The following is a 23,203-nucleotide window of genomic DNA, read 5'->3' as shown; positions in this document are numbered from 1 at the left end:
GGGATCCTTAGTCGATCAGACCGAAGAGGATGGAGAAGGGCGTGAGCAGGAAGCCGACGGTCAGGATCGTCGCGATCGCGGTGGCGGCGTAGTTGACGGTCACCTCGCGACGGCGGTTGCTCTGCCCGAGGGTCTGCGTGGCGCTCCAGATGCCGTGGCGCAGGTGCATGCCCACGAGGATCACCGAGATGGCGTAGAAGAGCGTGACGACGGGGTTCTGGAAGCTGGCGAGCATCCGGTCGAAGGGCTCGCCGTCGCTGCCCTCGGCGTTCACCGCACCCAGGGTGAGGTCGAGGAGGTGGAAGATGATGAACGCCAGGATGATGACGCCGCCCCAGCGCATCGTCCGGGAGGCGTAGCTCTGGGCCACGGCCTTCTTGGTGACGTACCGCTCGGGGCGGGCGCTGCGGGCCTGGCGCCACAGCGAGACCGCGGCCCAGATGTGCGCCACGACGGCCACGAGCAGGATGATGCGGATCAGCCACAGCGTGGTTGCGCCCGGCAGTGCCGGGTTGCCGATCGTGCGGAGCCACTCCGAGTAGTGGTTGAACTCGTCGGCGCCCGCGAACGCCTTGAGGTTCCCGATCATGTGCGCGATCAAGTACAGCACCAGGATGATGCCGCTGATCGCCATGACGGCCTTCTTGAAGACCGAGGTGGTCTTCGCCGCCTTCGGTGTCCTGCGCTGAGTCGAGTCCGTCACCGTCACCACGGCGCCCAAACTAGGACGTTCCCGGTCCGGCCACCACGTCAACGCGCGGTGACACAGCTCTCGTAAGGGTTGCCTTACCGCCGCGGGGGCCGTTCACTGGCGGGTCGCACTGCGCTCGGATGGGGAAGAGTGGGCGCATGCCTGGACCCACCCGCGGCTTCCTCGGCCGCCGTCGCGACCGCGATCCCCGCCTGCCACCGGGCCAGTACGACGCGGGCTCCGACTGGCCGGTGCTCACCGCCGAGCCGACCCCGCGCATCGCGCCGGAGACCTGGTCGATCACCGTCGACGGCGCGGTGGAGGCGCCGGCGACGTGGACCTGGGACGAGGCGCACGCGCTGCCGCGGTCGGAGTACCGGGGTGACATCCACTGCGTCACCACCTGGTCGAAGTTCGGCACCTGGTTCGCGGGGGTGTCCGTCGACACCCTGCTCGACGCCGTCCGCCCGACCGCCGACGCGCACTTCGTCATGGCGACGTCGAAGACCGGCTACACGACCAACCTGCCGGTGGAGCACGTCACCGGCGGACGGGCGTGGATCGTCTGGGAGTACGACGGCAAGCCGCTGCCGATCGAGCACGGCGGCCCGGTGCGGCTGCTCGTGCCGCACCTGTACTTCTGGAAGAGCGCGAAGTGGATCAGCAAGCTGACGCTGCTGCACCGCGACCAGCCCGGCTTCTGGGAGCAGAACGGCTACCACGACCTGGGCGACCCCTGGCGCCAGCAGCGGTACCAGGGTGACTGAGGACGCGGCCGTCCTCGGGGCGGGCGTGCCGGATGCCCCGGCCGGCGGCTGGCGCACGGCGACGGTCTCGGGGGTGCGGCGGCCGATCCAGCGCTCGGTGCAGCTCCGCCTCGACGTCCACGACCGGATCGACCACCTACCCGGCCAGCACTACGTCGTCCGGCTGACCGCCGAGGACGGCTACACGGCGCAGCGCTCGTACTCGGTCGCCTCGGCGCCCGGCGACCCGCTGGTCGAGCTGTTCGTCGAGCGGCTGGACGACGGCGAGGTGTCGACCCACCTCGCCGACGTCGTCGAGCCCGGCGACGAGCTGGAGGTGCGCGGGCCGATCGGCGGCTGGTTCGTGTGGGACGGGACGGCCCCGGCGCTGCTGGTCGCGGGCGGCGCCGGCGTGGTCCCGTTCGTGTCGATGCTGCGGCACGCCCGCGCCATCGGCCGCGATGACCTCCTGCGGATCGCGGTCTCGGCGCGCACCATGGCGCAGCTGCCCTACGCCGAAGAGCTGGTCGCGGCCGGTGCGCTGGTGGTCCTCACCCGCGAGCAGTACGGCATCCGCCCGGCGGGCCGGCTGCGGGCGGAGGAGCTGCTGCCGCTGTGGGAGGAGGGCCAGACCGCCTACGTCTGCGGATCGGCGGCTTTCGCGGAGGCGGCGACCCAGCTGCTCGTGGCGTCGGGGCGGCCGGCCGCGTCCATCCGGGTGGAGCGCTTCGGGCCGAGCGGCGGACCCGCCTGAACCGGCGACGGGGCCGGGACGGCACCTGCCGCCCCGCCCCCGTCGCCGTTCCGGATCAGACGGTCGGCGGCACCATCGAGGCGCGCACCAGCGGGGTGCGGTCCCAGGCGCGGTGCATGCCGAGCGCGGCGACCGTGGCGGCGGCCAGCTTGGCGTTGGCCTTCTTCCCGGTGAGGACGCCGGGCGCCGTCGGGTCGATGCCGGCGGTCTTCAGCACCGCGACGCCGTCACCCCAGGCGCCGACGGCCTTGAGGTGGCGGAACGCCTCCTGCAGCATGACCAGCGCGCGGAAGTCGCCGTCCTTGGGTGCACCGTCGGCGACGACGATCGCGTCGAACTCGATCGACCGGCCGGTGGCGAAGGTGCGCTCCACGATCTCGACCGTCGTGCCCTTCACCAGCTGACCGCCGTGCGGGGCGATCACCCGGAGCAGCGCGCCCTCGGCCTCGAGCGCCTTCCGGAGCGTGGCGATGCCCGCCAGGTCGGCGCCGGGGCCGGCGACGACGCCGACGATCCGGCCCTCGATCGGGAACGGGGTCGGCCTGATCTGGCGCAGGGCGGGGGACTCCGACCGGGACTTCGCCACCTTGATCTTCTTCGGCACCGGCAGGCCCAGGCCGGTGGCCACCTGCGCGCAGAGGTCGGCGTCGATGCGGGCGAGCACGGTGAGCGCCCGCTCCTTGATCGCCTGCTCGTAGCACTTGCCGAGCTCGAAGGTGTACGCGTCGATCACGTGCTGCTGCTCGACGGAGGTCAGGCTCTTGTAGAACAGCGCCGGCTGGGAGAAGTGGTCGTCGAACGACGCCGGAGCCGTCCGGCCGACCTCGCCCTCCACGTGCCGCGGCACCTGCACGTAGCCGCCCTCGGACCAGTCCGACGGGAACGGCACGCCGGCGTCGACGCTGTTGGGCGTGTACGGCGCCTGCCCGGTGTGCACGGCCTGCTGGTGGAAGCCGTCCCGGGTGTTGTCGTTCACCGGCGCGTGCGGCCGGTTGATCGGGATCTGGGTGAAGTTCGGACCCGCGAGCCGGGTGAGCTGGGTGTCCAGGTAGGAGAAGTTGCGGCCCTGGAGCAGCGGGTCGTTGGTGCCCTCGATGCCCGGCACCAGGTGCCCGGTGTGGAAGGCGACCTGCTCGGTCTCGGCGAAGAAGTTCGTCGGGTTGGCGTTGAGCACCAGCGTGCCGATCGGCTGCACCGGCGCGAGCTCCTCCGGCACGATCTTCGTGGGGTCGAGCAGGTCGATGCCCTCGAAGGTCTCCTCCGGGGTGTCGGGGAAGACCTGGATGCCGAGCTCCCACTCGGGGAACGCGCCGTTCTCGATGGCGTCGTACAGGTCGCGGCGGTGGAAGTCCGGGTCGACGCCGGCGGCGATCTGCGCTTCCTCCCAGGTGAGGGAGTGCACGCCGAGCTTGGGCTTCCAGTGGAACTTGACGAGGACGGTCTCCCGCTTCTCGTTCACCAGCCGGAACGTGTGGACGCCGAAGCCCTCCATCGTCCGGTAGCTGCGCGGGATGCCGCGGTCGCTCATGTTCCAGATCGTGTGGTGGGTGGCCTCGGTGTGGAGGGTGACGAAGTCCCAGAACGTGTCGTGCGCCGACTGCGCCTGCGGGATCTCGCGGTCGGGGTGCGGCTTGCCCGCGTGGATGATGTCGGGGAACTTGATCGCGTCCTGGATGAAGAAGACCGGCATGTTGTTGCCGACCAGGTCCCAGGTGCCTTCCTTCGTGTAGAACTTCGTCGCGAACCCGCGGGTGTCCCGCACCGTGTCGGCGGAGCCGCGCGAGCCCAGGACCGTGGAGAACCGGACGAACACCGGCGTCTCCAGGCCCTTCTCGGCCAGGACGGCGGCCCGGGTCACCGAGGCGCCCGCGCCGTTGGCGGTGAAGACGCCGTGCGCGCCGGCGCCGCGGGCGTGGACCACGCGCTCCGGGATCCGCTCGTGGTCGAAGTGCATGATCTTCTCGCGCAGGTGGAAGTCCTCGAGCAGGACCGGACCACGCGGGCCCGCCTTGAGCGAGTGGTCGGTGTCGGGCAGGCGGACGCCGTTCGGGGTGGTCAGCTTGTCGCCGGCCTGCCCCCGGGGGTCGCGACCGTCCTTCGGGCCGTCGTAGCCGACACCGGTCGGGCTGACGGTCCGGGGAGCGGACTGGTCGGGCTTGCGTGCGGGAGGCATGGGGGAGCTCCTGATCCGAGAGCGGATGACGTCCCCCGGCGCTACCCGGCGCGGGCTGCTGCACACCCGTGATCCGGACGGCGCCCCAGGTCAGGGTGCGGGGTCCCGGCGGAGCGCGGCGAAGTCGCGGCCGTGCGGGAGCCCGGCCACGAGCGCGAGCAGTGCGTCGTGCAGCACGCCGTTGCTGGCCAGCACCGTGCCGTCGCCGGACAGGACGTCGCGGCCGGAGAGGTCGGTGACCCGGCCGCCGGCCTCGCCCACGAGCAGCGGCAGGACGGCGAGGTCCTCGTAGCCCATCGGCTGCCCGGCGATCACCAGCGCGTCGGCCAGGCCGGTGGCCAGGTCGACGTCGCCCTTGGTCCACGGCTGGAGGTACAGCTCGCGGTGCAGGGTGACCAGCAGCTCCTCGGACCAGGCCAGCGGGTTGAGCATCTCCACCAGGGCGCCGCGCAGCCGTGCGTGGTCGTTGACCCGCACCTGGCGGACCGGCCGGCCGGCGACCGAGTGCCAGCAGCCCAGGCCGCGGCCGGCGTAGAGCACCTCGTCGCTCATCGGGTAGCCGGCCACCGCGACCGCCGGGCCCTCGGCGTCCTCCACGGCCAGCAGCACGTTGAACGTCGGCACCCGCTGGGCGAACAGGCTGGTCCCGTTGATCGGGTCGAGCAGCCAGCGGCGCTCGGCGGTGCCGGCGGTGGGGCGGGCCTCGTGCCCCAGCACCGCGTCGTCCGGGTAGCGGGCGCCGATGCGGGTGCGCAGCAGCCGCTCCACCTCCACCTCGACCGGCGTCGTCGTCCCGTCGTCGGCGGTGCGGACGGGGGCGGCCTCGGTGAACCGGCGGGCCGCGATCCCACCGGCCTCCTCGACCAGCTCCACGGCGTACTCGAGCAGGTCGCGGTCCACGGTCGCTGATCCTGCTGCCCCGGCGGCGCCCGGGCGACCCGACCCGGAGGAGTGGCCCGGCGTGTGGCCGCCCGGGTGGCGGGTAGCGCCCCTCCGCCGCGGCCGCCCCGCGCCCGGCGGAGAAGGGGACCCGTGACCACCGACGAGGCACGCAGTGAGCTCGGGGAGACCGACGCCCCGCAGGAGGACGAGGTCGCCCAGGCGTTCGACCGGATCGTCAGTGAGGGGGCACAGCGGCTGCACCGCACCTGGCGCGAGGTGCTCACCACCGGGCTCGCCGGCGGGCTCGAGGTCGGCGTCGGAGTGGTGGCGCTGCTGGCGGTCTACGCGGAGACGGGGAGCCACCTGCTCGCCGGCCTGGCGTTCAGCGTCGGGTTCATCGCGCTGCTGCTGGCCCGCAGCGAGCTGTTCACCGAGGGCTTCCTGGTGCCGGTGACCGCCGTCGTCTCCGGGCGCGCGGGCGTCGGCCAGCTCGCGAAGCTGTGGGGCGGGACGCTGGTGGCCAACCTGGTGGGCGGCTGGCTGGTCATGTGGGTGGTCGTCCACGCGCTGCCGGAGCTGGGCGCGACGGCGGTCGAGTCGTCGCTGTCGTTCGTCGACGCGCCGCTCGACCTCCGGTCGGCGTGCCTGGCGTTCCTGGCCGGCAGCGTGATCACCCTGATGACCCGCATGCAGCACGGGGCCGACACCGAGGGCGGCAAGATCGTGGCGGCGGTGGCGGGCGCCTTCGTGCTGGCCGGGCTGGTGCTGTTCCACTCGATCCTGGACTCGCTGATCATCTTCGCCGGGATCCACGCCGGCGGGCCGCTGGACTACGGCGACTGGATCGCCTGGTTCTGGTACGTCACCCTGCTCAACATGGCCGGCGGCCTGCTGGTGGTCACGCTGCTGCGGCTGGTGCGCAGCAAGGAGCTGATCGAGCGCGAGCGGGCGGCCGTGCGCCGGGGGGACTAGGGGCGCGCCCCTTCCGCCGCGGTGTCGGGCTGGTCATGCTGTCGCCCGTGATCGAGGTCGAGGCGCTGACCAAGGCGTACCGGTCCAAGGTCGCCGTCTCCGACCTCACCGTCACGGTCCACCCGGGCCGCGTCACGGGGTTCCTCGGGCCGAACGGCTCGGGCAAGACGACGACGATGCGCTGCGTGCTGGGGCTCGCCCGGCCCACCTCCGGGACGACGCGGGTGCTCGGCCGGCCCTACCGCGAGCTGGCGCACCCGATGCGCCGGGTCGGGGCGCTGATCGATCCGCGCGCGCGGCACCCGGGGCGCACCGCCGCGGCCCACCTGCTAGCGCTGGCCCAGAGCAACGGCCTGCCGGCCTCCCGGGTGGACGACGTCCTGGACCAGGTCGGGCTGGGCGAGGTCGCCCACGACCGGGTCCGCGGCTTCTCCCTCGGCATGGGCCAGCGGCTGGGCATCGCGGCCGCGCTGCTCGGCGACCCCGACGTGCTGCTGCTCGACGAGCCGGTCAACGGGCTGGACCCCGAGGGCATCCGCTGGGTGCGCGAGCTGCTGCGGGATCTCGCCGACGAGGGCCGCACCGTGCTCGTCTCCAGCCACCTGATGAGCGAGATGGAGGACACCGCCGACCACCTCGTCGTCCTCGGGCGGGGCCGGCTGCTGGCCGACGTGCCGATGGCCGACCTGCTGGGCGCGCACTCCGCCGTCCGCGTGCGCAGCCCCCAGGCGCCGCTGCTCGCCGCGGCGCTGCAGCGGGCCGGCGCGACGATCGAGCTGCAGATCGACGGCTCGTTGCGGGTGGAGGGCCTCGACCCGGACCAGGTCGGCGACGTCGCCTACCTGGCCGGCGTCCGGGTGCACGAGCTGACCCCGGTCACCGCCTCGCTCGAGACCGCCTACCTGACGCTGACCGGCGACGAGGTCGAGTACCGGACGGCGGCCCGGTGAGCCGGGGCGTCCCCTTCTCGGCGGTGCTGCGCAGCGAGTGGACCCGGCTGTCGTCCCTGCGCTCCACCTGGTGGGCCACGGCGGTGTTCGTGGTCGTCGTGGGCGCCGCTGGGGCGCTGGCGGCCGCCGGCACCGACACCGCGGAACGGGCCGAGGTCGCCGTCCAGACGGCGCTGATCGGCTTCGGCTTCGGTCAGCTGGCGCTGCTGGTGATCGGGGTGCTCGCCGTCACCGCGGAACTCGCCTCGGGCAGCGCGCTCGCCACGCTCGTCGCCGTGCCCCGGCGCACCCGGCTGCTGCTGGCCAGGACCGTCGTCGTCGCCGCGTGGTGCCTGCTGCTCGGGATCGCCCTCGCCGCGGCGTGCCTGCTCGCCGCCCGGACGCTCACCGCGGTTCCGGGCGGCGTCGACCCGACCGATCCGGAGGTGCTGCGCACGCTGGGCCTGCAGGTGGGCGCGGCGGCGCTGGTGGGGGTGCTCGGCGTGGGCCTGGGCGCGGTCCTGCGCTCCACCGCCGGGGCCGTGGGCCTGGGGACGGCGCTGGTGTTCGTGCTGCCCCCGGTGCTCGCGCTCTCCGGCCCCCGGTGGGCCGAGCGGCTCTCCGCGGCGCTGCCCATGCTGCGGGTGGGGCAGGACGCCTTCTTCTCCGTGCCGACCAGCTGGCCGGTGGGGATGGGCGTCGTGGCGGCGTGGGCCGCCGGCGCCTGGGTGGTCGGCGCGGTGCTGCACGAGCGGCGCGACGTCTAGCCGCTCGGCGGCGGGGGTGCCGTGGTCGTGGGTGGCGCCTCGGTGGTGGGAGGCGTCGTCCCGGTCGGGGGAGCGGTGGTGGTCGGCGGGGCGGTGGTCGTGGGCGGCGCCGTCTCGGTCGGCGGTGCGGTGGTCGGCGGCGCGGTCTCGGTTGGTGGTGCGGCCTCGGGCGGTGGTGCGGTCTCGGTCGGTGGTGGCACGGGCGCCGGCGGGACCGGGGGGGCCAGGGGCGCCGTCGTCGCCGCGGCCGTGCGCCGGGCCGCGGGGGTGGACCGCGGCGTCGTCCGCGCGGCGGTCGGCCGGGCCACGACATCCTGCGCCCGGGGGGCAGGGGCCGCCGCCACGGGCTCCGGGGCGGGGGTGGTCGCAACGGCCGGAGCGGCCGGGGGCGGCGCGACCTGCTGCGGCGACCGTTCCGGCGCGAAGGGGCCCATGAGCGCCCCGCCCGACGACGTCGGCGGCCGCGCCGTGGCCACGGGCTCGCTGCCGCCGGCGGCCGCGGCCGTCCCGCTCGACGCCGCGGGGACCGCCACGAGGGCGACCCAGGCGACCGCCGCCACGACGCCCACGACGAGCAGCGCGTCGATCGGCCGCCGCCAGCGCGGCAGGTCCAGCCACTGGGCGGCCGGCTGCTGCCGCCGGCCTGGGGACACCCCCCGGGTTCCACGTTTCTGGGCCACGGCCGCCTCCCCGTGTCGCTGCTGCTGGGCACTGCGACCGCACGATGTCGGAGCCGGTCGGGCCCACGAGTCGTCGCCGTCGTCGCTGCGGACCGGGCCGGCGGCCGCACGGTGAGGCGCCACGCAGCGGCACCGGGAGGATGCGCGGTGTCGCGCGCCTCAGCCGCGCGCGGCCCGCCCGATCGCCGTGAGGTAGCGCCGCGTGCCCAGGCGCTGGAGACCGAGGCTGAGCGGGCCCGCCAGCCGGGCGGCGCGGCTCGCGAGCCGGAAGAACACCCGGATCTCGTAGACGACGTCGCCGTCCGGCAGCAGTCGCAGGGTGAACCGCTCCTCGCCGCTCTCCGGATGACCGGCCAGCGTGCCGTAGGAGAAGCCGCGCTCGTCGCCGCCCGTCTGCGCCCAGACGACCCGGCAGGGCAGCTCGTGGCCCAGCCGGGCGAAGCCGGCCGTGAGGACGACGACGGTGCCGGGCACGCCGGCCGGGCCGCTCGCGCGCACGCGGAACCCGACGCTGCGCTGGGCCCGCCAGTCGAAGACCGCGGCCGCTGCCCGCTCGAAGTCCGCCCGCCCGGCGCCGACGACTGCGGAGTAGCTGCCCGTGCGGTAGCCGGCGGGGAGCTCGGCCTCCCCGGTGGCGCCGACCTCCGGGTAGTTGAACGGCGCGTCGACCAGCCCCGCAGGGTCGGTCGCGCGGAGGAGGCCCATGGGGCGCAGTCTTCCCGTCCGGGGAGCGGAGCGCCCGGGCTGGCAGGCTGCCGGCGTGGACTCGGTCACCGCGACCGCCACGCGGGATGTGCGGTCCGGCGACCCGCCTGGTCGCACGGGCTGATGTCCGGGTACCGGGTGTCGCCGTCCCGGTAGGGTCGCCGGCACTGTGCTCGCCTCCGTCACCGCCACCCGCTACGTCACCCCGCTGCGCGAGGGTGGCTCGCTGCCGGGGCTCATGGAGACCGACGACCTCGGCACCTACGTGGTCAAGTGGCGGGCCGCCGGGCAGGGCGTGAACGTGCTGGTCGCCGAGGTGGTCTGCGGCGAGCTGGCCCGCGCGCTGGGCCTGCCGGTGCCCACGATCGTGACCGTCGACGTCGCCCCGGAACTCGCCGTCGGGGAGCCGGACGTCGAGGTGCAGGAGCTGCTCCAGCGGTCGGCGGGGCTCAACCTCGGTCTGGACTACCTGCCCGGAGCGCTGGACTTCGAGGCCGGCGCCGACGGTGTGGACGGCGGGCTCGCCGGCCGGGTGCTGTGGTTCGACGCGCTGGTCGGCAACGTCGACCGCTCCTGGCGGAACCCCAACATGCTGTTCTGGCACGACCGGCTGCAGCTGATCGACCACGGCGCCGCGCTGACCTTCCACCACCACTGGCCCGGTGCCGAGGCCGCAGTGGCCCGGCCCTACGACGCCTCGACGCACGCGCTGATCGAGTTCGCCCCCGACGTGCCTGCCGCCGACGCCGCGCTGGCACCCCTGGTCACCCGGGAGCTGCTGGACGGCGTCCTGGCGCTGGTGCCCGACGAGTGGCTGCAGGGCGATCCGGCCGACGAGCTCCGGAACCGCTACGCCGGCCAGCTGCTGGCCCGGCTCACCGCCCGGGACGCCTGGCTGCCGGGGCTGGTCGCGGCCGCCGAGGCCGGGGGAGCGGGCCGCCGGCGGGCGCCGCGCGGGGAGAACCGGCCGTCGTGGCTGGGCCCGCCGCCGCCCGAGGGGGTCACGCAGCGATGAGAGACACCTTCGAGTACGCGGTGCTGCGGGTCGTGCCGCGGATCGAGCGCGGGGAGTTCCTCAACGCCGGCGTGCTGGTCTACTGCCGGCAGCGCGACTACCTCGGCTCGCGGGTCCACCTGGACCCCGAGCGGCTGCGTGCGCTCGACCCCACCGCGGACGCCGCCGGGATCGCCCGGGCGCTGCAGGCGGCGGCCGACGTGTGCGCCGCCGATCCGGGTGCGGGGGCGGCCGGCCGGGAGGCGCTGGGCTCCCGGTTCCGCTGGCTCACCGCGCCGCGGAGCACCGTGATCCAGCCGGGGCCGGTGCACACCGGCCTCACCGAGGACCCGGACGCCGAGGCCGACCGGCTGTTCGGGCTCCTGGTGCTCCCCGTCGTCGCCTGATCCCTGACTTTCGGTGCAGAAAGTCCGCGGCGGCACCGGATCGTCTGCACCGGAAGTTCGGTGGGGGCGTCCGGTCAGGGGAGGAGCGCGTCGATCCGGCGGGCGAGCTCGAGGTCCAGCTCGCTCACGCCGCCGGCGGAGTGGCTGACCAGCGACAGGTGCAGGGTCCGCCAGCGCAGGTCGACGTCGGGGTGGTGGTCCAGCTCCTCGGCGACGTCGGCGATCGCCACGATCGCGGCGACGGCGTCCCGGAAGCCGGGCAGCTCGACGGTGCGGCGCAGGCCGTCGGCGTCGCCGGACCACAGCGGCAGCCCGGCCAGCGCGGTGGCGACGGCGTCGGGGGAGAGGCGGGGAGGTCGGGGCATGCCCCGATCCTCCCGCCGATCAGCTCAGGTGTGCAGGCCGCACTCGGTCTTGGTCGACCCCGCCCAGCGCCCCGCGCGGGGGTCCTCGCCGGGAGCGACGGGCCGGGTGCACGGCGCGCAGCCGATGGAGCCGTAGCCCATCTCGAACAGCGGGTTGACCGGCACCTGGTGCTCGGTGACGTAGGCGTCGACGTCGGCCTGGGTCCAGGCCGCGATCGGGTTCACCTTCACCATGCCGCGCTTGGCGTCCCAGTCGACCAGCCGGGTGTCCGCACGGGTCGGGGACTCGTCGCGGCGGACGCCGGAGCCCCACGCGGTGTACCCGGCCAGCGTCTGGGCGAGCGGCTTGACCTTCCGCATCTCGCAGCAGAGGTCCGGGTCGCGATCGTGCAGCTTCGGCCCGAAGGAGAGGTCCTGCTCGCCCACGGTCTGCGGCGCGGTGACGTTGACCAGCGTGATCGGCAGGACGGAGGTGATCCAGTCGCGGGTGCCGATCGTCTCGGCGAAGTGGTACCCGGTGTCGAGGAAGATGACGTGCACGCCGGGGATCGCCCGGCTCGCCAGGTGCGCCAGCAGCCCATCGGCCATGGACGACGTGATGGCGAACCGGTCGCCGAAGGTCTCGCCGGCCCAGCGGAGGGCGGCCAGCGCCTGCTCGACCGGGTCGGCGATCGCGGAGAAGCGGGCGTCGGCCTCGGCGGCCAGTTCCGGTGTCGCTGCCAGTGCGGTCGTCATCCCTGCTGGACCCCCGTTGCGAGTAGGCGGACGGAGAACGCCCGCAGGCAGGCGCCGCAGCGCCAGCCGTCGGTCGAGTCGTCCTCGTAGGGGGTGAGTTCCTCGTCCCCGCAGTACGGGCAGTGGAACACCGGCAGCTGCCGCTGTCTTCCCCCGGACGAGTCCTCGCTCACAGCAGCCAGGCCTCCTCGGCCCGCGAGACGTAGTGGGCGAAGGACTCGCCGTCGGTCCGGCGCTCCACGAAGCCGCGCAGCACGCGCTCGCAGTAGTCGACGGTCTCGGCCTTGGTCACCTTGTGGCCGCGGAACTTGCGGCCGAACGTCGCCTCGACGCCGAGGTGGCCGCCGAGGTGGACCTGGAAGCCCTCGACCATCTCGCCGTTGTCGTCGCGCACCATCGAGCCCTTGAACCCGATGTCGGCGGTCTGGAAGCGGGCGCAGCTGTTCGGGCAGCCGTTGACGTTGATGCCGATCGGCACGTCGAAGTCCGGCAGCCGCTTCTCGAGCTCGGCGTAGAGGTCCTGGGCGTGCTGCTTGGTCTCGACGATCGCGAGCTTGCAGTACTCGAGGCCGGTGCAGGCCATGGTGCCGCGGCGGAACGCGCTCGGCCGGACCTGCAGGTCGTGCGCGGCGAGCGCATCGACCAGCGCCTCGACCCGCTCGTCGGCGACGTCCAGGATGACCAGCTTCTGCTGCGTCGTCGTCCGGATGCGGCCCTGGCCGTACTCGTCGGCCAGGTCGGCGATCGTGCTGAGCAGCGAGCCGCTGATCCGGCCGGTGCGCAGCGCGAAGCCGACGGCGTTGAGGCCGTCCTTCTGGCGGCTCACGCCGACGTGGTCGCGCTGGTCGTGCTTGGCGGGCGCGGGCGCCGGGCCGTCGGGCAGCGGCTCCTTCAGGTACTCGTCCTGCAGCACCTGGCGGAACTTCTCCGGACCCCAGTCGGCCATGAGGAACTTGATCCGCGCACGGTTGCGCTGACGCCGGTAGCCGTAGTCACGGAAGACCGACGTGCACGCCGCCCACACGTCGGTGACCTGGTCGGGACGGACGAAGACGCCGACCCGCTGGGCGAACATCGGGTTCGTGGAGAGCCCGCCGCCGACCCACAGGTCGTAGCCGGCCTCGCCGGCCTCGTTCACGACGCCGACGAACGAGACGTCGTCGATCTCGGGCTCGGTGCAGTGGTCGACGCAGCCGGACATCGACGTCTTCCACTTGCGCGGCAGGTTGCTGAACTCGGGGTTGCCGACGTACTTCTCGACGGTCTCGGCGATGACGTCGGTGGCGTCGAGGACCTCGTCCTCGAGGATGCCGGCCATCGGGCAGCCGAGCATGACGCGCGGCACGTCGCCGCAGGCCTCCATCGTGCTCAGGCCCACCGACTCGAGCCGGCGCCAGATCTCGGGCACGTCCTCGATGCGGATCCAGTGGTACTGCACGTTCTGCCGGTCGGTGACGTCGGCGACGTCCCGGCCGAAGTCGGTGCTGATGCCGCCGATGACCCGGAGCGCGTCGCTGGTCAGCTGCCCGCCGTCGATACGGGCCCGCATCATGAAGTACTTGTCCTCGAGCTCCTCGGGCTCCAGCACGGCGGTCTTGCCGCCGGGGATGCCCTGGGCGCGCTGGGTGTAGAGGCCCATCCACCGCATCCGGCCGCGGAGGTCACCGGGGTCGATGCTGTCGAAGCCGTTCTTCGAGTAGATGTCGATGATCCGCTGGCGCACCTCGAGGCCGTCGGAGTCCTTCTTCATCCGCTCGTTCGGGTTGAGCGGCTCCCGGTAGCCCAGGGCCCACTGGCCCTCGCCGCGCTTGGGGCGGGTGCTCGTGCGGGTGGGGGTCGTCACGTCTCGTACTTCTTCCTGCGCCGGCTCCCGGCACGGCAAGTCACCGCGCGGATCGGGAGGGCGCTGCCGGTTCAATGACGCGCAGTGGGTGCTGCGCGGGAGGAGCCTGGGTCAGCGCGAGGCGCGACAGGCGGCGCTGGACACGCGCGCGAGATCGATGTGCAGGCGCGCGACGAGGAGAACGCCGCATCCGGTCACGCCGTCCATGGTCGCATAACCCGATCGATCTGGTGGTGTGACCCGGACGACTCCGTTCAGGCCCCGTCGAGGGCGGCCCGGATCCGGGCGACCGACTCGGCCAGTGGCGTCACCGACGTGTCGAGGACCAGCTCCGGGGCGACCGGGGGCTCGTAGGGGTCGCTGACCCCGGTGAACACCGGGATCTCGCCGGACCGCGCCTTGGCGTAGAGGCCCTTCACGTCCCGGTCCTCGCACACCTCCAGCGGCGTGGAGAGGTGCACCAGCACGAAGCGGCCGTGCTGCTCGACCAGCTTGCGGGCCTGCTCGCGGGCCTCCTCGTAGGGCGCGATCGCCGCGACCACGACGGTGCCGCCGTGCTTGACCACCTCGCCGGCCACCCAGCCGATCCGTCGGATGTTGAGGTCCCGGTGCTCCCTGGCGAAGCCCAGCTCGCTGGACAGGTGGGTGCGGACGACGTCGCCGTCGAGCACCGTGACCGGCCGGCCCTCGCGCTCCAGCTCGGCGACCAGCGCATCGGCGATCGTGGACTTGCCGGCGCCGGAGAGGCCGGTCAGGAAGACGGTGACGCCGGGACGCGGAGCTGCGGACATGCCCGCCAGTGTCGCGCACCGCCGCCGCGGGTCAGTCGCCGGTGGAGCTGCCGAACGACCGCCAGGCCTCGTCCATGGCGACCAGTTCCGCGGCGTGATCGGGCAACCGGCCGCTGAGGACGTCGGCGACGGTGACGCCCTCCAGCACCCGCCGGTAGGCCTCCCTGGCCGCGACCCAGACCTTGGCCAGTTCGGCGGCGGCGCCGGGGTAGCGCACGTCCTCGGGGCGCTGGCCGTGCACCTCGGCGAGGAAGCCCTGCTCGATCCGCATGATGCGCGCGATCGAGATCTCCGACGCCGGCAGCGCGAGCCGGTACCCGCCGTCGCGGCCACGCTGGCTGGTCACCATCCGGGCACGCTGCAGGTCGGTGAGGATCGCCTGCAGGAATCGGCTGGGGATGCCCTGGGCGGTGGCGATGGCGTCGGCGGTCATCGAGTCCGGCGCGGCCGCGGCGAGTTCGACGACGGCTCGGATGGCGTAGTCGACCCGGGCATTGATGCGCACGGGGCCCATCCTGCCTGGGTCTGGAACAGTGGCCGTGTGTTCGGGCTGCGTTTCACCACCTTGGTGGAGGCGCCGCTGACCGTGGCCTTCGACGTCGCCCGCGTGCTCGGCCGGCCCTGGCCGGCGCCGCTGGACGAGGTGGAGTCGGTGCGGCCGCACTCCGACGCCCACACCGGTTCCGGGCCGGGACGGCGCCGGGTGACCCACTCCCGCCGGTTCACCCCGACCGCCGAGGGCACGCTGGTCGAGGAGCGGGTCGAGGTCGTGGGTGGCCTGCCCGGCCCGCTCGGGGCGGTGGCCGACCGGGTGCTCCGCCGCCGGCTCGAGCGGGCCATGACCGCGCACCTGGACGCCTACGCCGCGGCTGCCGCGGACCGCGCGCAGGACGTCGTCCAGGTGGTGGGCGCGGCGCTGGTCGACGGCGACCGGGTGCTGGTCGCGCAGCGTTCCGGCGGGCCGTACGACGGTTGCTGGGAGTTCCCCGGCGGCAAGGTGGAGCCGGGGGAGTCCGACCTGTCGGCCCTCGTGCGGGAGTGCGCCGAGGAGCTGGGCGTCGTCGTCGCGCCGGAGGCCTTCCTCGGCGAGGTGCCGCTCGACGGCGTCGTCGCCGGCGGACCGAGGGGCGCCTCGACGATGCGGGTGTGGTCGGCGCGCGTCGTCTCGGGGGAGCCGGTGGCCCACGAGCACACCGCGCTGCGCTGGGTCGGCGTCGACGAGCTGGACGGGATCGACTGGATCGCCGCCGACCGTCCGCTCCTCCCCGCCGTCCGCACCCTGCTCACCCGCCCCTGACGGACTTTCTGCACCGAAAGTCCGGGACTTTCTGCACCGAAAGTCCGGGTGGCGCCGGGGTCGGCGCGGGGGCTGTGGACGACGGGCCCGCGACGGCGGCGGATGACCCACGCTGCTGGCGTGCGCACGCAGCGGCTCCACGGTGTCTTCCTCGGCTCGCACGCGGTGTCGGAGGGGGCTGTGACGCCGCGGCAGCTCACGTCCGGCCTCTACCGCCGGCTGCTGCACAACGTCTACGCCGACCCCGGCCTCGAGGCGGATCACCGGCTCCACGCTGTTGCGGCCTCTCTGGTCATGCCGTCAGCGGCGGTGCTGGGCGGCAGGTCCGCAGCGGCGTGGTGGGGAGCGCCGTTCGCCTCGCCCGCCGATGCCGTCGTCGTCCTCGTGCCGGAGGGCTCGTCCTGGCGCGGGCCCAGGGGGATCAGGGCACACCGGACGCCCCTCGCGCCGTCGGACATCGTGAGCATCGACGGGACCCGTGTCACCGGGCCGCTGCGGACGGCGTGGGACGTCGCGACGCTGGAGACCGTGCCGGATGCCGTCGCGATGCTCGACGCCATGGTGCGGACCGGGCACCTCGACCTCCCGACCGCCGTCGCCGATCTCGCGCAGTCGCACGGGCGATGGCGGGCCTCGCGGGTCGAGAAGGTGCTCCCGCTCGTCGACGGACGCAGTCAGAGCCCGCCGGAGTCGTGGGTGCGGGTCGCCTGCGTCCGAGCCGGTCTGCCCGTCCCGACGCCGCAGTTCGTCGTCGTGGAGGGCGGGGAGTTCCTGGGCGTGGTCGACCTCGCGTGGCAGGAGGCGCGGGTGATCGTGGAGTACGAGGGGGCCTACCACTTCGACGGCCTGCAGATCGTCAAGGACGACGCCCGCTACGCGCGGCTGGTCGCTGCGGGCTGGCGGGTGATCCGGCTCGGTGCCGCCGACCTGCGGGACATGGAGGCCGTCGTCCGGCGCATCCGGGAGGCCCTGCGCTCGACCGCCCCGACCGTCTGAGGGACTTTCTGCACCGAAAGTCTGTCTGGGGAGCGGACTTTCGGTGCAGAAAGTGCAGGAGACGCGGCGGAGGCCGCACCCCGGGTGGGGTGCGGCCTCCGCGGTCAGGTGCTCCGGCTTACTTGAAGGCGTCCTTGACCTTCTCGCCGGCCTGCTTGAGGTTGCTCTTCGTCTGGTCCTTCTGGCCGGAGGCCTGGAGGTCCTTGTCGCCGGTCGCGTTGCCGACGGCCTCCTTGGCCTTGCCGCCGAGTTCCTCGATCTTGTTGTTCGTCTTGTCCTCGCCGCTCATGGCTGCGTCCTCTCTCCTCGTGGATCCGGACCCTCACCTACCCGCGGGCATCCGGTCCGACACCTGCACCCACGGGCCACGGTCGACCCGCGGGCCGCAAGGCATCCGGACGGACGCCGCCCCGACCGGAACCTCTCCCGTGGCCGGCAGAGACCCCTGGAGAGGTTGCGGTGCCCGCTGTGAGAACGTGAAAGCAGGTCACAAATGGACAACGTCGGTAGCAACCCGGGCAGGGGCTGCATAGCGTTGCTCACCGTGCACGTGGGGTTCTGCGCCCGAGCACGTGCGTGTCCGACACACGATCGCCGGAGCCCAGCGTTCACGCCGAGCACCGGCCGACCAGTCCGAGACCCCGCATCCGCGGGACGAGAGAGGCCTTCCACGTGAAGTTCACCAAGCGCAACTCCGCGCTCGTCGCGACGGCCCTGGCCGGCGCGATGCTGCTGTCCGCCTGTGGCGGCGACGACGACAACGGCTCCGGCAGCGAGGGCAGCGGCTCCGGCGGCGGCACCTTCAGCATGTTCGTCTCCGAGCCGGAGAACCCGCTCATCCCGGGTAACACCACCGAGAGCGAGGGTGACCAGGTCGTCAACGCTCTGTGGACCGGCCTCGTGAAGTTCAGCGAGGAGGGCGAGGTCCAGTTCGACGGCGTCGCCGAGTCCATCGAGTCCGAGGACAACCAGAGCTGGACGATCACCCTCAAGGACGGGTGGACGTTCCACGACGGCACGCCGGTCGACGCCGAGTCGTTCGTCAACGCCTGGAACTACACCGCCAACCCGGAGAACGCGCAGGACGGCGGCTCGTACCTCTCCCGCATCGCGGGCTTCCAGGAGGTCCAGGACGGCGCGGCCACCGAGCTCTCCGGCCTCGCGGTCGAGGACGACCTGACCTTCACGGTCGAGCTCGAGGCGCCCTTCGCGCTGTTCCCGGCGGTCGTGGGCTACAACTCCTTCTACCCGCTGCCCGAGGTCTTCTTCGAGGACCCGGATGCGTTCGGCAAGCAGCCGGTCGGCAACGGCCCGTTCCAGGCCGAGGAGGAGTGGGTGCCCGGTGAGGGCGTCACGCTGACCAAGTACGAGGACTACGCCGGCGACGACGCCGCGCAGGCCGACGCGGTCGAGTTCATGGTCTACGCCGACGTGGCGACCGCCTACACCGACGCCCAGGACGGCAACGTCGACATCATCGACGTCATCCCGGCCGACGTGATCGAGTCCGCGCAGAGCGAGTTCGGCGACCGGTTCATCGAGACCGAGTCCTCGCAGATCACCTACCTGGGCTTCCCGACCTACGACGCCCGCTACGCCGACCCGCGGGTCCGCCAGGCGATCTCGATGGCCATCGACCGCGAGGCGATCTCGGAGGCCATCTTCGCCGGCACCCGTACCCCGGCCGACTCGTTCGTCGCGCCGGTCGTCGACGGCTACCGCGAGGGCGCCTGCGAGTTCTGCGCCTACGACCCGGAGGCCGCCAAGGCGCTGCTCGAGGAGTCCGGCTTCGACACGAGCCAGCCGGTCGAGCTGTGGTTCAACGCCGGTGCCTCGCACGACGCGTGGATGGAGGCCGTGGGCAACCAGCTGCGCCAGAACCTGGGCCTGGAGTTCCAGCTCCGGGGCGACCTGGACTTCGCCCAGTACCTGCCGCTCGGTGAGAGCAAGGGCTGGACCGGCCCCTACCGGTACGGCTGGAGCTTCGACTACCCCGCCGCGGAGAGCTACCTGACCCCGCTGTTCACGGAGCAGTCGCAGCCCCCGCTGGGCTCGAACTACAGCTTCTACGCCGACCCGCAGGTCTCCGACCTGATCGCCCAGGGCGACCAGGCCGGCGACGAGGCCGAGGCCATCGAGCTGTACAACCAGGCGGAGGACATCATCGCCGAGGCCATGCCGATGGCGCCGCTGTTCTTCACCGAGATCCAGTCGGTGCACACGGAGAACGTGAGCAACGTCCGCCTGGACCTGTTCCAGCGCGTCGTCCTCTCCGAGGTCACGGTCAACTGACCGCTCACTAGCAGGACCCGCACCACCCGCCGGGGGCGCCCGTCCACCAAGGACGGTCGCCCCCGGCGGCGCGTATGCGCGAGGAAGCGCACGATGAACACCGGCCCGAGGCGCCTGCCCGGGCTCGCACCCGAGGGGGACCATGGGCCGCTACGTAGCGCGCCGCCTGCTGCTCACCATCCCGGTACTGCTGGGCGCGTCCATCCTGATCTTCGCGATGGTGTTCGCCCTGCCGGGCGACCCCATCCGTGCCCTGGGCGGCGACCGCCCGCTGTCCCCGGCCGTGGTCGAGGTGCTCAAGGAGCGCTTCCACCTCAACGACCCGCTCTGGATCCAGTACTGGGAGTACCTCAAGGGGCTGCTCCGCGGTGACCTGGGCACCGACTTCCGCGGCCGCCCGGTGCTCGACACCATCGAGCGCACGCTCCCGGTCACGGTGCGGCTGACTATCGTCGCCGTCCTCTTCGAGACGATCATCGGCATCATCGCCGGCGTCCTCGCGGGCATCCGCCGCAACAGCTACTTCGACAACCTGGTCCTGGTGTCGACGACGATCATCGTGTCGATCCCGATCCTGGTGCTGGCCTTCATCGCCCAGCTGCTGTTCGGCCTCAAGCTCGGCTGGTTCCCCATCGCGGGCACCCGCGACGGCTGGTTCAGCTACGTGCTGCCCGGCCTGGTGCTGGCCTCCGGCTCGCTGGCCTACGTGGCCCGGCTGACCCGCACGAGCATCGCCGAGAACATGCGTGCGGACTACGTGCGGACGGCGCGGGCGAAGGGCCTGCCCCGGAGCCGGGTCATCATCCGGCACACGCTGCGCAACAGCCTGATCCCCGTGGTCACGTTCATCGGCGCCGACATCGGCGCACTGCTCGGTGGTGCCATCGTCACCGAGACCGTCTTCAACCTGCCCGGCATCGGCCGCGAGGTGTTCGACTCCATCAGCTCGCAGGAGGGCGCCGTCGTCGTCGGCATCGTGACGCTGATGGTGTTCTTCTTCATCTTCTTCAACCTGGTGGTCGACATCCTCTACGCCATCCTGGACCCGAGGATCCGCTATGACTGACCAGCAGCAGATGGACCTGCGCAAGGACGAGGTCGAGGCCGGGACGACGACCGGGCTGGCCAGCCCGTCGGTCGACCCGCTCAGCTCGCGGCAGAACAGCCTGTGGTCCGACGCGTGGGGGGCGCTCAAGCGCAACCCGCTCTTCTGGATCGGCTCCGTGCTCACGGCGCTGCTCGTGGTCGTCGCGCTGTTCCCGCAGCTGTTCGTGCGGGGGGCCGACCCCCGCGCGTGCGACCTGGCCAACTCCAAGGCACTGCCCTCGGCGCAGCACTGGTTCGGGTACGACCAGCAGGGCTGCGACTACATGGCCAACGTCGTCTACGGCGCCCGCAACTCGCTGATCATCGGCATCTTCGCCGTGGTCGTGGTCCTGCTGCTGGGCGTGGTCGTGGGCGCGATCGCCGGCTACTTCGGCGGCTTCGTCGACGGCATCATGTCCCGCATCGCGGACATCTTCTACGCGCTGCCGCTCATCCTGGGCGCCCTGGTGCTGCTGCGCGTGGGCCCGACCACCGACATCCCGATCCTCAACACCCGGGGTCCGGGCGCGGTGGCGCTGGCGCTGGCGCTGTTCGGGTGGATGACGGCGATGCGGCTGGTTCGCTCGCAGGTCATCGCCGTGAAGAGCTCGGACTACGTGGCCGCCGCACGGGCCATGGGGGCGTCCAACAGCCGCATCCTGATCCGGCACATCCTCCCCAACGCCGTCGCGCCGGTGCTCGTCTACACGACGATCACCATCGGCGTGCTCATCGCCGCGGAGGCGACGCTGACCTACCTCGGCGTCGGCCTGCAGCGGCCGGCCATCTCCTGGGGGCTGCAGATCGCGGCCGGCCAGGACCTGATCCGCACGGCGCCGCACCTGGTGCTCTTCCCGAGCATCGTGCTGACGCTGACGGTGATGGCGTTCATCCTGATGGGCGACGCCCTGCGCGACGCCCTCGACCCGAGGCAGCGCGCATGACCCAGTCCCAGATCGACCCCACGCCGAAGCCGGCGACCACGGGCGCCACGCTGCTCGAGGTCGACGACCTGCACGTCGAGTTCCGGCAGCGCTCCGGCGTGGTCAACGCCGTCAACGGCGTCAGCTACACGCTGGCAGAGGGCGAGACCCTGGCGATCCTCGGTGAGTCCGGTTCCGGCAAGTCGGTGTCCGCCCAGGCGATCATGGGCATCCTGGACGTCCCGCCCGCGGTGGTCCGCGGGTCCATCCGGTTCGAGGGCCGGGACATGCTGACGATGTCCGAGGAGGACCAGCGGCAGATCCGCGGCCCGGGCATCTCGATGATCTTCCAGGACGCCCTGTCGTCCCTGAACCCCGTCTACAGCGTGGGGTGGCAGATCGGCGAGATGTTCCGGGTGCACCAGGGGGCCTCCCGCAAGGAGGCCAAGGCCAAGGCCATCGAGCTCATGGACCGGGTGCGCATCCCGGCTGCGGCCAAGCGGGTGAACGACTACCCGCACCAGTTCTCCGGCGGCATGCGCCAGCGCGTCATGATCGCCATGGCGATCGCCCTGGACCCGCGGATCCTCATCGCCGACGAGCCGACCACCGCGCTCGACGTCACCGTGCAGGCGCAGGTCATGGACCTGCTCAAGGACCTGCAGCGGGAGACGGGCATGGGCCTGATCCTCATCACCCACGACCTGGGCGTGGTCAACGAGGTCGCCGACAGCGTCGCGGTCATGTACGCCGGCCGCATCGTGGAGCGCGGCACCGTCGACGACGTCTTCACCGACGCTGGCCACCCCTACACCGAGGGCCTGATGAACTCGGTGCCCCAGGTGGAGGCGAAGGGCGGCCGGCTGCAGCCGATCGTCGGCCAGCCGCCGAACCTGGCCGCCATCCCGAGCGGCTGCCCCTTCCACCCGCGGTGCGCGCGCCGCCGCCTGGGCGCCGAGGCCGCGCCCGGTCGCGACTGCGCCACCGACCTCCCGCCGCTGCGCCTGGTCGCCCCCGGCCGCGAGGCAGCGTGCCACTACAGCGAAGAGGTCCTCGGTGTCTGAGCCGTCCGCACCCACCGGCGCCACCGCGGCGTCCGCTCCCGTCACGTCCCCGGCCGGCGCCTCGGCCCGGGGCCCGCTCGGGGAGACGCTGCTGGAGATCCGCGGCCTGCAGAAGCACTTCCCGCTGACGCAGGGGATCCTCTTCAAGCGCACCGTCGGGCACGTGCGCGCCGTCGACGGCGTGAACATGACCCTGCGCCGGGGAGAGACCGTCGGCCTGGTCGGCGAGTCCGGCTGCGGCAAGTCGACGGTGTCCAAGCTGCTGGTCGCGCTCGAGAAGCCGACCGGCGGGTCGATCCTCTACAAGGGCAAGGACGTCGCGAAGATGTCCGGCCGGGCGCTGAAGCAGTACCGGCGCGAGGTCCAGATCATCTTCCAGGACCCCTACTCGTCGCTGAACCCGCGGATGACCGTCGGCGACATCGTGGCCGAGGGCTGGTCCGTGCACGCCGACATCGCGCCCCGCAAGGACCGGCTCAAGCGCACCCAGGAGCTGCTCGACCGGGTCGGGCTCAACCCCGACTACGTCAACCGCTACCCGCACCAGTTCTCCGGCGGCCAGCGCCAGCGCATCGGCATCGCCCGGGCCCTCGCCCTGCAGCCGGAGATCATCGTCTGCGACGAGCCGGTCTCGGCGCTCGACGTCTCGGTGCAGGCCCAGGTGGTCAACCTGCTCGAGGACCTGCAGGACGACTTCGGTCTCTCCTACCTCTTCATCGCGCACGACCTGTCGGTCGTCCGGCACATCTCCGACCGCGTGGCCGTGATGTACCTGGGCTCCATCGTGGAGGAGGGGACCGACGAGCAGGTCTACACGACGCCGTCGCACCCCTACACCCAGGCGCTGCTGTCCTCCGTGCCCCTGCACGAGCCCCACCTGCGGGGCCAGAAGGACCGCATCCTGCTGCAGGGCGACGTCCCGAGCCCGGCGGACCCGCCCTCGGGCTGCCGGTTCCGGACGCGCTGCTGGAAGGCGCAGGACATCTGCGCCACCGAGGCACCCGAGCTGGTCGACCGCGGCCAGGGGCACCCGTCCGCGTGCCACTTCGCCGAGGCCCGGGCGGTCGTCCCCGTCGACGTCGAGTAGTCGGTGATCCGGCAGGATCGCGGG

The 23,203-nt window shown here is 72.7% G+C and carries 27 protein-coding genes; 14 read left to right on the top strand and 13 right to left on the bottom strand.

Annotation, left to right across the window (positions count from 1 at the left end; all coding sequences use genetic code 11):
• Nucleotides 1-7 precede the first annotated feature (7 nt).
• Nucleotides 8-703, bottom strand: coding sequence for a succinate dehydrogenase cytochrome b subunit (locus tag CRP29_RS02350; RefSeq protein ID WP_245852327.1), 696 nt, complete (start codon nucleotides 701-703; stop codon nucleotides 8-10).
• Nucleotides 704-849: 146 nt separating this feature from the next.
• Here CRP29_RS02350 and CRP29_RS02345 point away from each other — a divergent pair, with 146 nt between their 5' ends.
• Entirely contained in the window at nucleotides 850-1,458 is a 609-nt protein-coding gene (locus CRP29_RS02345; protein WP_097193434.1) for a molybdopterin-dependent oxidoreductase, read from the top strand.
• The gene (locus CRP29_RS02340; protein ID WP_245852324.1) at nucleotides 1,451-2,191 is read left to right on the top strand and encodes an FAD-binding oxidoreductase; all 741 of its coding nucleotides are present in this window, start codon (nucleotides 1,451-1,453) and stop codon (nucleotides 2,189-2,191) included. The genes CRP29_RS02345 and CRP29_RS02340 overlap by 8 nt, the downstream gene beginning before the upstream one ends.
• Nucleotides 2,192-2,246: 55 nt before the next feature.
• Here CRP29_RS02340 and CRP29_RS02335 read toward each other — a convergent pair whose 3' ends face one another.
• Nucleotides 2,247-4,364 (bottom strand): catalase, encoded by a 2,118-nt coding sequence (locus CRP29_RS02335; protein ID WP_097193433.1) that lies wholly within the window; start codon nucleotides 4,362-4,364, stop codon nucleotides 2,247-2,249.
• A 90-nt stretch (nucleotides 4,365-4,454) separates the two neighbouring features.
• Nucleotides 4,455-5,264 (bottom strand): inositol monophosphatase family protein, encoded by an 810-nt coding sequence (locus tag CRP29_RS02330; protein ID WP_217991426.1) that lies wholly within the window; start codon nucleotides 5,262-5,264, stop codon nucleotides 4,455-4,457.
• 132 nt (nucleotides 5,265-5,396) lie between these two features.
• Here CRP29_RS02330 and CRP29_RS02325 point away from each other — a divergent pair, with 132 nt between their 5' ends.
• From CRP29_RS02325 to CRP29_RS02315, 3 genes are read left to right on the top strand one after another with little or no spacing between them, the layout of a single operon-like run.
• Complete coding sequence (locus CRP29_RS02325; RefSeq protein WP_097193432.1) at nucleotides 5,397-6,218, top strand: formate/nitrite transporter family protein; 822 nt, start codon at nucleotides 5,397-5,399, stop codon at nucleotides 6,216-6,218.
• A gap of 35 nt (nucleotides 6,219-6,253) precedes the next feature.
• Entirely contained in the window at nucleotides 6,254-7,168 is a 915-nt protein-coding gene (locus CRP29_RS02320; RefSeq protein ID WP_217991425.1) for an ABC transporter ATP-binding protein, read from the top strand.
• On the top strand, nucleotides 7,165-7,914 hold the full coding sequence (locus CRP29_RS02315) for an ABC transporter permease subunit (protein ID WP_097193431.1): 750 nt from the start codon (nucleotides 7,165-7,167) through the stop codon (nucleotides 7,912-7,914). The genes CRP29_RS02320 and CRP29_RS02315 overlap by 4 nt, the downstream gene beginning before the upstream one ends.
• Here the strand turns inward: CRP29_RS02315 and CRP29_RS22550 are convergent.
• Nucleotides 7,911-8,567, bottom strand: coding sequence for a hypothetical protein (locus tag CRP29_RS22550; RefSeq protein WP_176522796.1), 657 nt, complete (start codon nucleotides 8,565-8,567; stop codon nucleotides 7,911-7,913). The genes CRP29_RS02315 and CRP29_RS22550 overlap by 4 nt on opposite strands.
• Before the next feature lie 186 nt (nucleotides 8,568-8,753).
• Entirely contained in the window at nucleotides 8,754-9,299 is a 546-nt protein-coding gene (locus CRP29_RS02305; protein ID WP_097193430.1) for a DUF1990 domain-containing protein, read from the bottom strand.
• Nucleotides 9,300-9,468: 169 nt separating this feature from the next.
• On the opposite strand from CRP29_RS02305, the gene CRP29_RS02300 reads away from it, so the two are divergent.
• On the top strand, nucleotides 9,469-10,314 hold the full coding sequence (locus CRP29_RS02300; protein ID WP_097193429.1) for a HipA family kinase: 846 nt from the start codon (nucleotides 9,469-9,471) through the stop codon (nucleotides 10,312-10,314).
• A complete protein-coding gene (locus CRP29_RS02295) occupies nucleotides 10,311-10,700 on the top strand; it encodes a DUF3037 domain-containing protein (protein WP_097193428.1) in 390 nt (129 codons plus the stop codon). Before CRP29_RS02300 ends, CRP29_RS02295 begins: the two co-directional genes overlap by 4 nt.
• 74 nt (nucleotides 10,701-10,774) lie before the next feature.
• On the opposite strand, the gene CRP29_RS02290 is transcribed toward CRP29_RS02295, so the two are convergent.
• From CRP29_RS02290 to CRP29_RS02265, 7 genes are all read right to left on the bottom strand, one after another.
• A complete protein-coding gene (locus CRP29_RS02290; protein WP_097193427.1) occupies nucleotides 10,775-11,065 on the bottom strand; it encodes a 4a-hydroxytetrahydrobiopterin dehydratase in 291 nt (96 codons plus the stop codon).
• 24 nt (nucleotides 11,066-11,089) lie between these two features.
• On the bottom strand, nucleotides 11,090-11,800 hold the full coding sequence (locus CRP29_RS02285) for a phosphoadenylyl-sulfate reductase (RefSeq protein ID WP_097193426.1): 711 nt from the start codon (nucleotides 11,798-11,800) through the stop codon (nucleotides 11,090-11,092).
• A complete protein-coding gene (locus CRP29_RS02280; protein WP_097193425.1) occupies nucleotides 11,797-11,973 on the bottom strand; it encodes an Insertion element protein in 177 nt (58 codons plus the stop codon). The genes CRP29_RS02285 and CRP29_RS02280 overlap by 4 nt, the downstream gene beginning before the upstream one ends.
• Entirely contained in the window at nucleotides 11,970-13,643 is a 1,674-nt protein-coding gene (locus tag CRP29_RS02275) for a nitrite/sulfite reductase (RefSeq protein WP_097193424.1), read from the bottom strand. Before CRP29_RS02275 ends, CRP29_RS02280 begins: the two co-directional genes overlap by 4 nt.
• A gap of 111 nt (nucleotides 13,644-13,754) precedes the next feature.
• Nucleotides 13,755-13,850, bottom strand: a complete 96-nt coding sequence (locus CRP29_RS23740) for a putative leader peptide (RefSeq protein ID WP_425427045.1) — start codon at nucleotides 13,848-13,850, stop codon at nucleotides 13,755-13,757.
• A gap of 47 nt (nucleotides 13,851-13,897) precedes the next feature.
• Nucleotides 13,898-14,434, bottom strand: coding sequence for an adenylyl-sulfate kinase (cysC, locus tag CRP29_RS02270; protein WP_097193423.1), 537 nt, complete (start codon nucleotides 14,432-14,434; stop codon nucleotides 13,898-13,900).
• A 31-nt stretch (nucleotides 14,435-14,465) separates the two neighbouring features.
• Nucleotides 14,466-14,948, bottom strand: a complete 483-nt coding sequence (locus tag CRP29_RS02265) for an RrF2 family transcriptional regulator (RefSeq protein WP_245852319.1) — start codon at nucleotides 14,946-14,948, stop codon at nucleotides 14,466-14,468.
• A 27-nt stretch (nucleotides 14,949-14,975) separates the two neighbouring features.
• On the opposite strand from CRP29_RS02265, the gene CRP29_RS02260 reads away from it, so the two are divergent.
• Both CRP29_RS02260 and CRP29_RS02255 read left to right on the top strand, forming a co-directional pair.
• The gene (locus CRP29_RS02260; RefSeq protein ID WP_097193421.1) at nucleotides 14,976-15,731 is read left to right on the top strand and encodes a (deoxy)nucleoside triphosphate pyrophosphohydrolase; all 756 of its coding nucleotides are present in this window, start codon (nucleotides 14,976-14,978) and stop codon (nucleotides 15,729-15,731) included.
• A 120-nt stretch (nucleotides 15,732-15,851) separates the two neighbouring features.
• Complete coding sequence (locus tag CRP29_RS02255; protein ID WP_176522795.1) at nucleotides 15,852-16,727, top strand: endonuclease domain-containing protein; 876 nt, start codon at nucleotides 15,852-15,854, stop codon at nucleotides 16,725-16,727.
• A gap of 118 nt (nucleotides 16,728-16,845) precedes the next feature.
• On the opposite strand, the gene CRP29_RS02250 is transcribed toward CRP29_RS02255, so the two are convergent.
• A complete protein-coding gene (locus CRP29_RS02250) occupies nucleotides 16,846-17,016 on the bottom strand; it encodes a CsbD family protein (protein ID WP_097193419.1) in 171 nt (56 codons plus the stop codon).
• Between the two features lie 383 nt (nucleotides 17,017-17,399).
• On the opposite strand from CRP29_RS02250, the gene CRP29_RS02245 reads away from it, so the two are divergent.
• The 5 genes from CRP29_RS02245 (at nucleotide 17,400) to CRP29_RS02225 (ending at nucleotide 23,179) form a co-directional block, all read left to right on the top strand.
• Nucleotides 17,400-19,019, top strand: coding sequence for a peptide ABC transporter substrate-binding protein (locus tag CRP29_RS02245; protein ID WP_217991424.1), 1,620 nt, complete (start codon nucleotides 17,400-17,402; stop codon nucleotides 19,017-19,019).
• Nucleotides 19,020-19,161: 142 nt separating this feature from the next.
• Nucleotides 19,162-20,085, top strand: a complete 924-nt coding sequence (locus tag CRP29_RS02240) for an ABC transporter permease (RefSeq protein WP_097193418.1) — start codon at nucleotides 19,162-19,164, stop codon at nucleotides 20,083-20,085.
• Entirely contained in the window at nucleotides 20,078-21,049 is a 972-nt protein-coding gene (locus CRP29_RS02235; protein ID WP_097193417.1) for an ABC transporter permease, read from the top strand. Before CRP29_RS02240 ends, CRP29_RS02235 begins: the two co-directional genes overlap by 8 nt.
• Nucleotides 21,046-22,092 (top strand): ABC transporter ATP-binding protein, encoded by a 1,047-nt coding sequence (locus CRP29_RS02230; protein ID WP_097193416.1) that lies wholly within the window; start codon nucleotides 21,046-21,048, stop codon nucleotides 22,090-22,092. The genes CRP29_RS02235 and CRP29_RS02230 overlap by 4 nt, the downstream gene beginning before the upstream one ends.
• On the top strand, nucleotides 22,085-23,179 hold the full coding sequence (locus tag CRP29_RS02225; RefSeq protein WP_097193415.1) for an ABC transporter ATP-binding protein: 1,095 nt from the start codon (nucleotides 22,085-22,087) through the stop codon (nucleotides 23,177-23,179). The genes CRP29_RS02230 and CRP29_RS02225 overlap by 8 nt, the downstream gene beginning before the upstream one ends.
• Nucleotides 23,180-23,203: the final 24 nt, after the last annotated feature.

Origin of the sequence: Blastococcus aggregatus, from assembly GCF_900221005.1 — a bacterium.
GTDB lineage: Bacteria > Actinomycetota > Actinomycetes > Mycobacteriales > Geodermatophilaceae > Blastococcus > Blastococcus aggregatus.
Note: the sequence above shows the minus strand (reverse complement) of the source record. Positions and strands in the feature narration are given on the sequence as shown.

Bases quoted from the DNA above. Each gene is read 5' to 3' on its own strand.
- CRP29_RS02345 (WP_097193434.1), top strand. From the start codon at position 850: ATGCCTGGACCCACCCGCGGCTTCCTCGGCCGCCGTCGCGACCGCGAT.
- CRP29_RS02335 (WP_097193433.1), bottom strand. From the start codon at position 4,364: ATGCCTCCCGCACGCAAGCCCGACCAGTCCGCTCCCCGGACCGTCAGC.
- CRP29_RS02320 (WP_217991425.1), top strand. From the start codon at position 6,254: ATGCTGTCGCCCGTGATCGAGGTCGAGGCGCTGACCAAGGCGTACCGG.
- CRP29_RS02305 (WP_097193430.1), bottom strand. From the start codon at position 9,299: ATGGGCCTCCTCCGCGCGACCGACCCTGCGGGGCTGGTCGACGCGCCG.
- CRP29_RS02295 (WP_097193428.1), top strand. From the start codon at position 10,311: ATGAGAGACACCTTCGAGTACGCGGTGCTGCGGGTCGTGCCGCGGATC.
- CRP29_RS02290 (WP_097193427.1), bottom strand. From the start codon at position 11,065: ATGCCCCGACCTCCCCGCCTCTCCCCCGACGCCGTCGCCACCGCGCTG.
- CRP29_RS02285 (WP_097193426.1), bottom strand. From the start codon at position 11,800: ATGACGACCGCACTGGCAGCGACACCGGAACTGGCCGCCGAGGCCGAC.
- CRP29_RS23740 (WP_425427045.1), bottom strand. From the start codon at position 13,850: ATGGACGGCGTGACCGGATGCGGCGTTCTCCTCGTCGCGCGCCTGCAC.
- cysC (WP_097193423.1), bottom strand. From the start codon at position 14,434: ATGTCCGCAGCTCCGCGTCCCGGCGTCACCGTCTTCCTGACCGGCCTC.
- CRP29_RS02265 (WP_245852319.1), bottom strand. From the start codon at position 14,948: ATGGGCCCCGTGCGCATCAATGCCCGGGTCGACTACGCCATCCGAGCC.
- CRP29_RS02250 (WP_097193419.1), bottom strand. From the start codon at position 17,016: ATGAGCGGCGAGGACAAGACGAACAACAAGATCGAGGAACTCGGCGGC.
- CRP29_RS02240 (WP_097193418.1), top strand. From the start codon at position 19,162: ATGGGCCGCTACGTAGCGCGCCGCCTGCTGCTCACCATCCCGGTACTG.
- CRP29_RS02235 (WP_097193417.1), top strand. From the start codon at position 20,078: ATGACTGACCAGCAGCAGATGGACCTGCGCAAGGACGAGGTCGAGGCC.
- CRP29_RS02230 (WP_097193416.1), top strand. From the start codon at position 21,046: ATGACCCAGTCCCAGATCGACCCCACGCCGAAGCCGGCGACCACGGGC.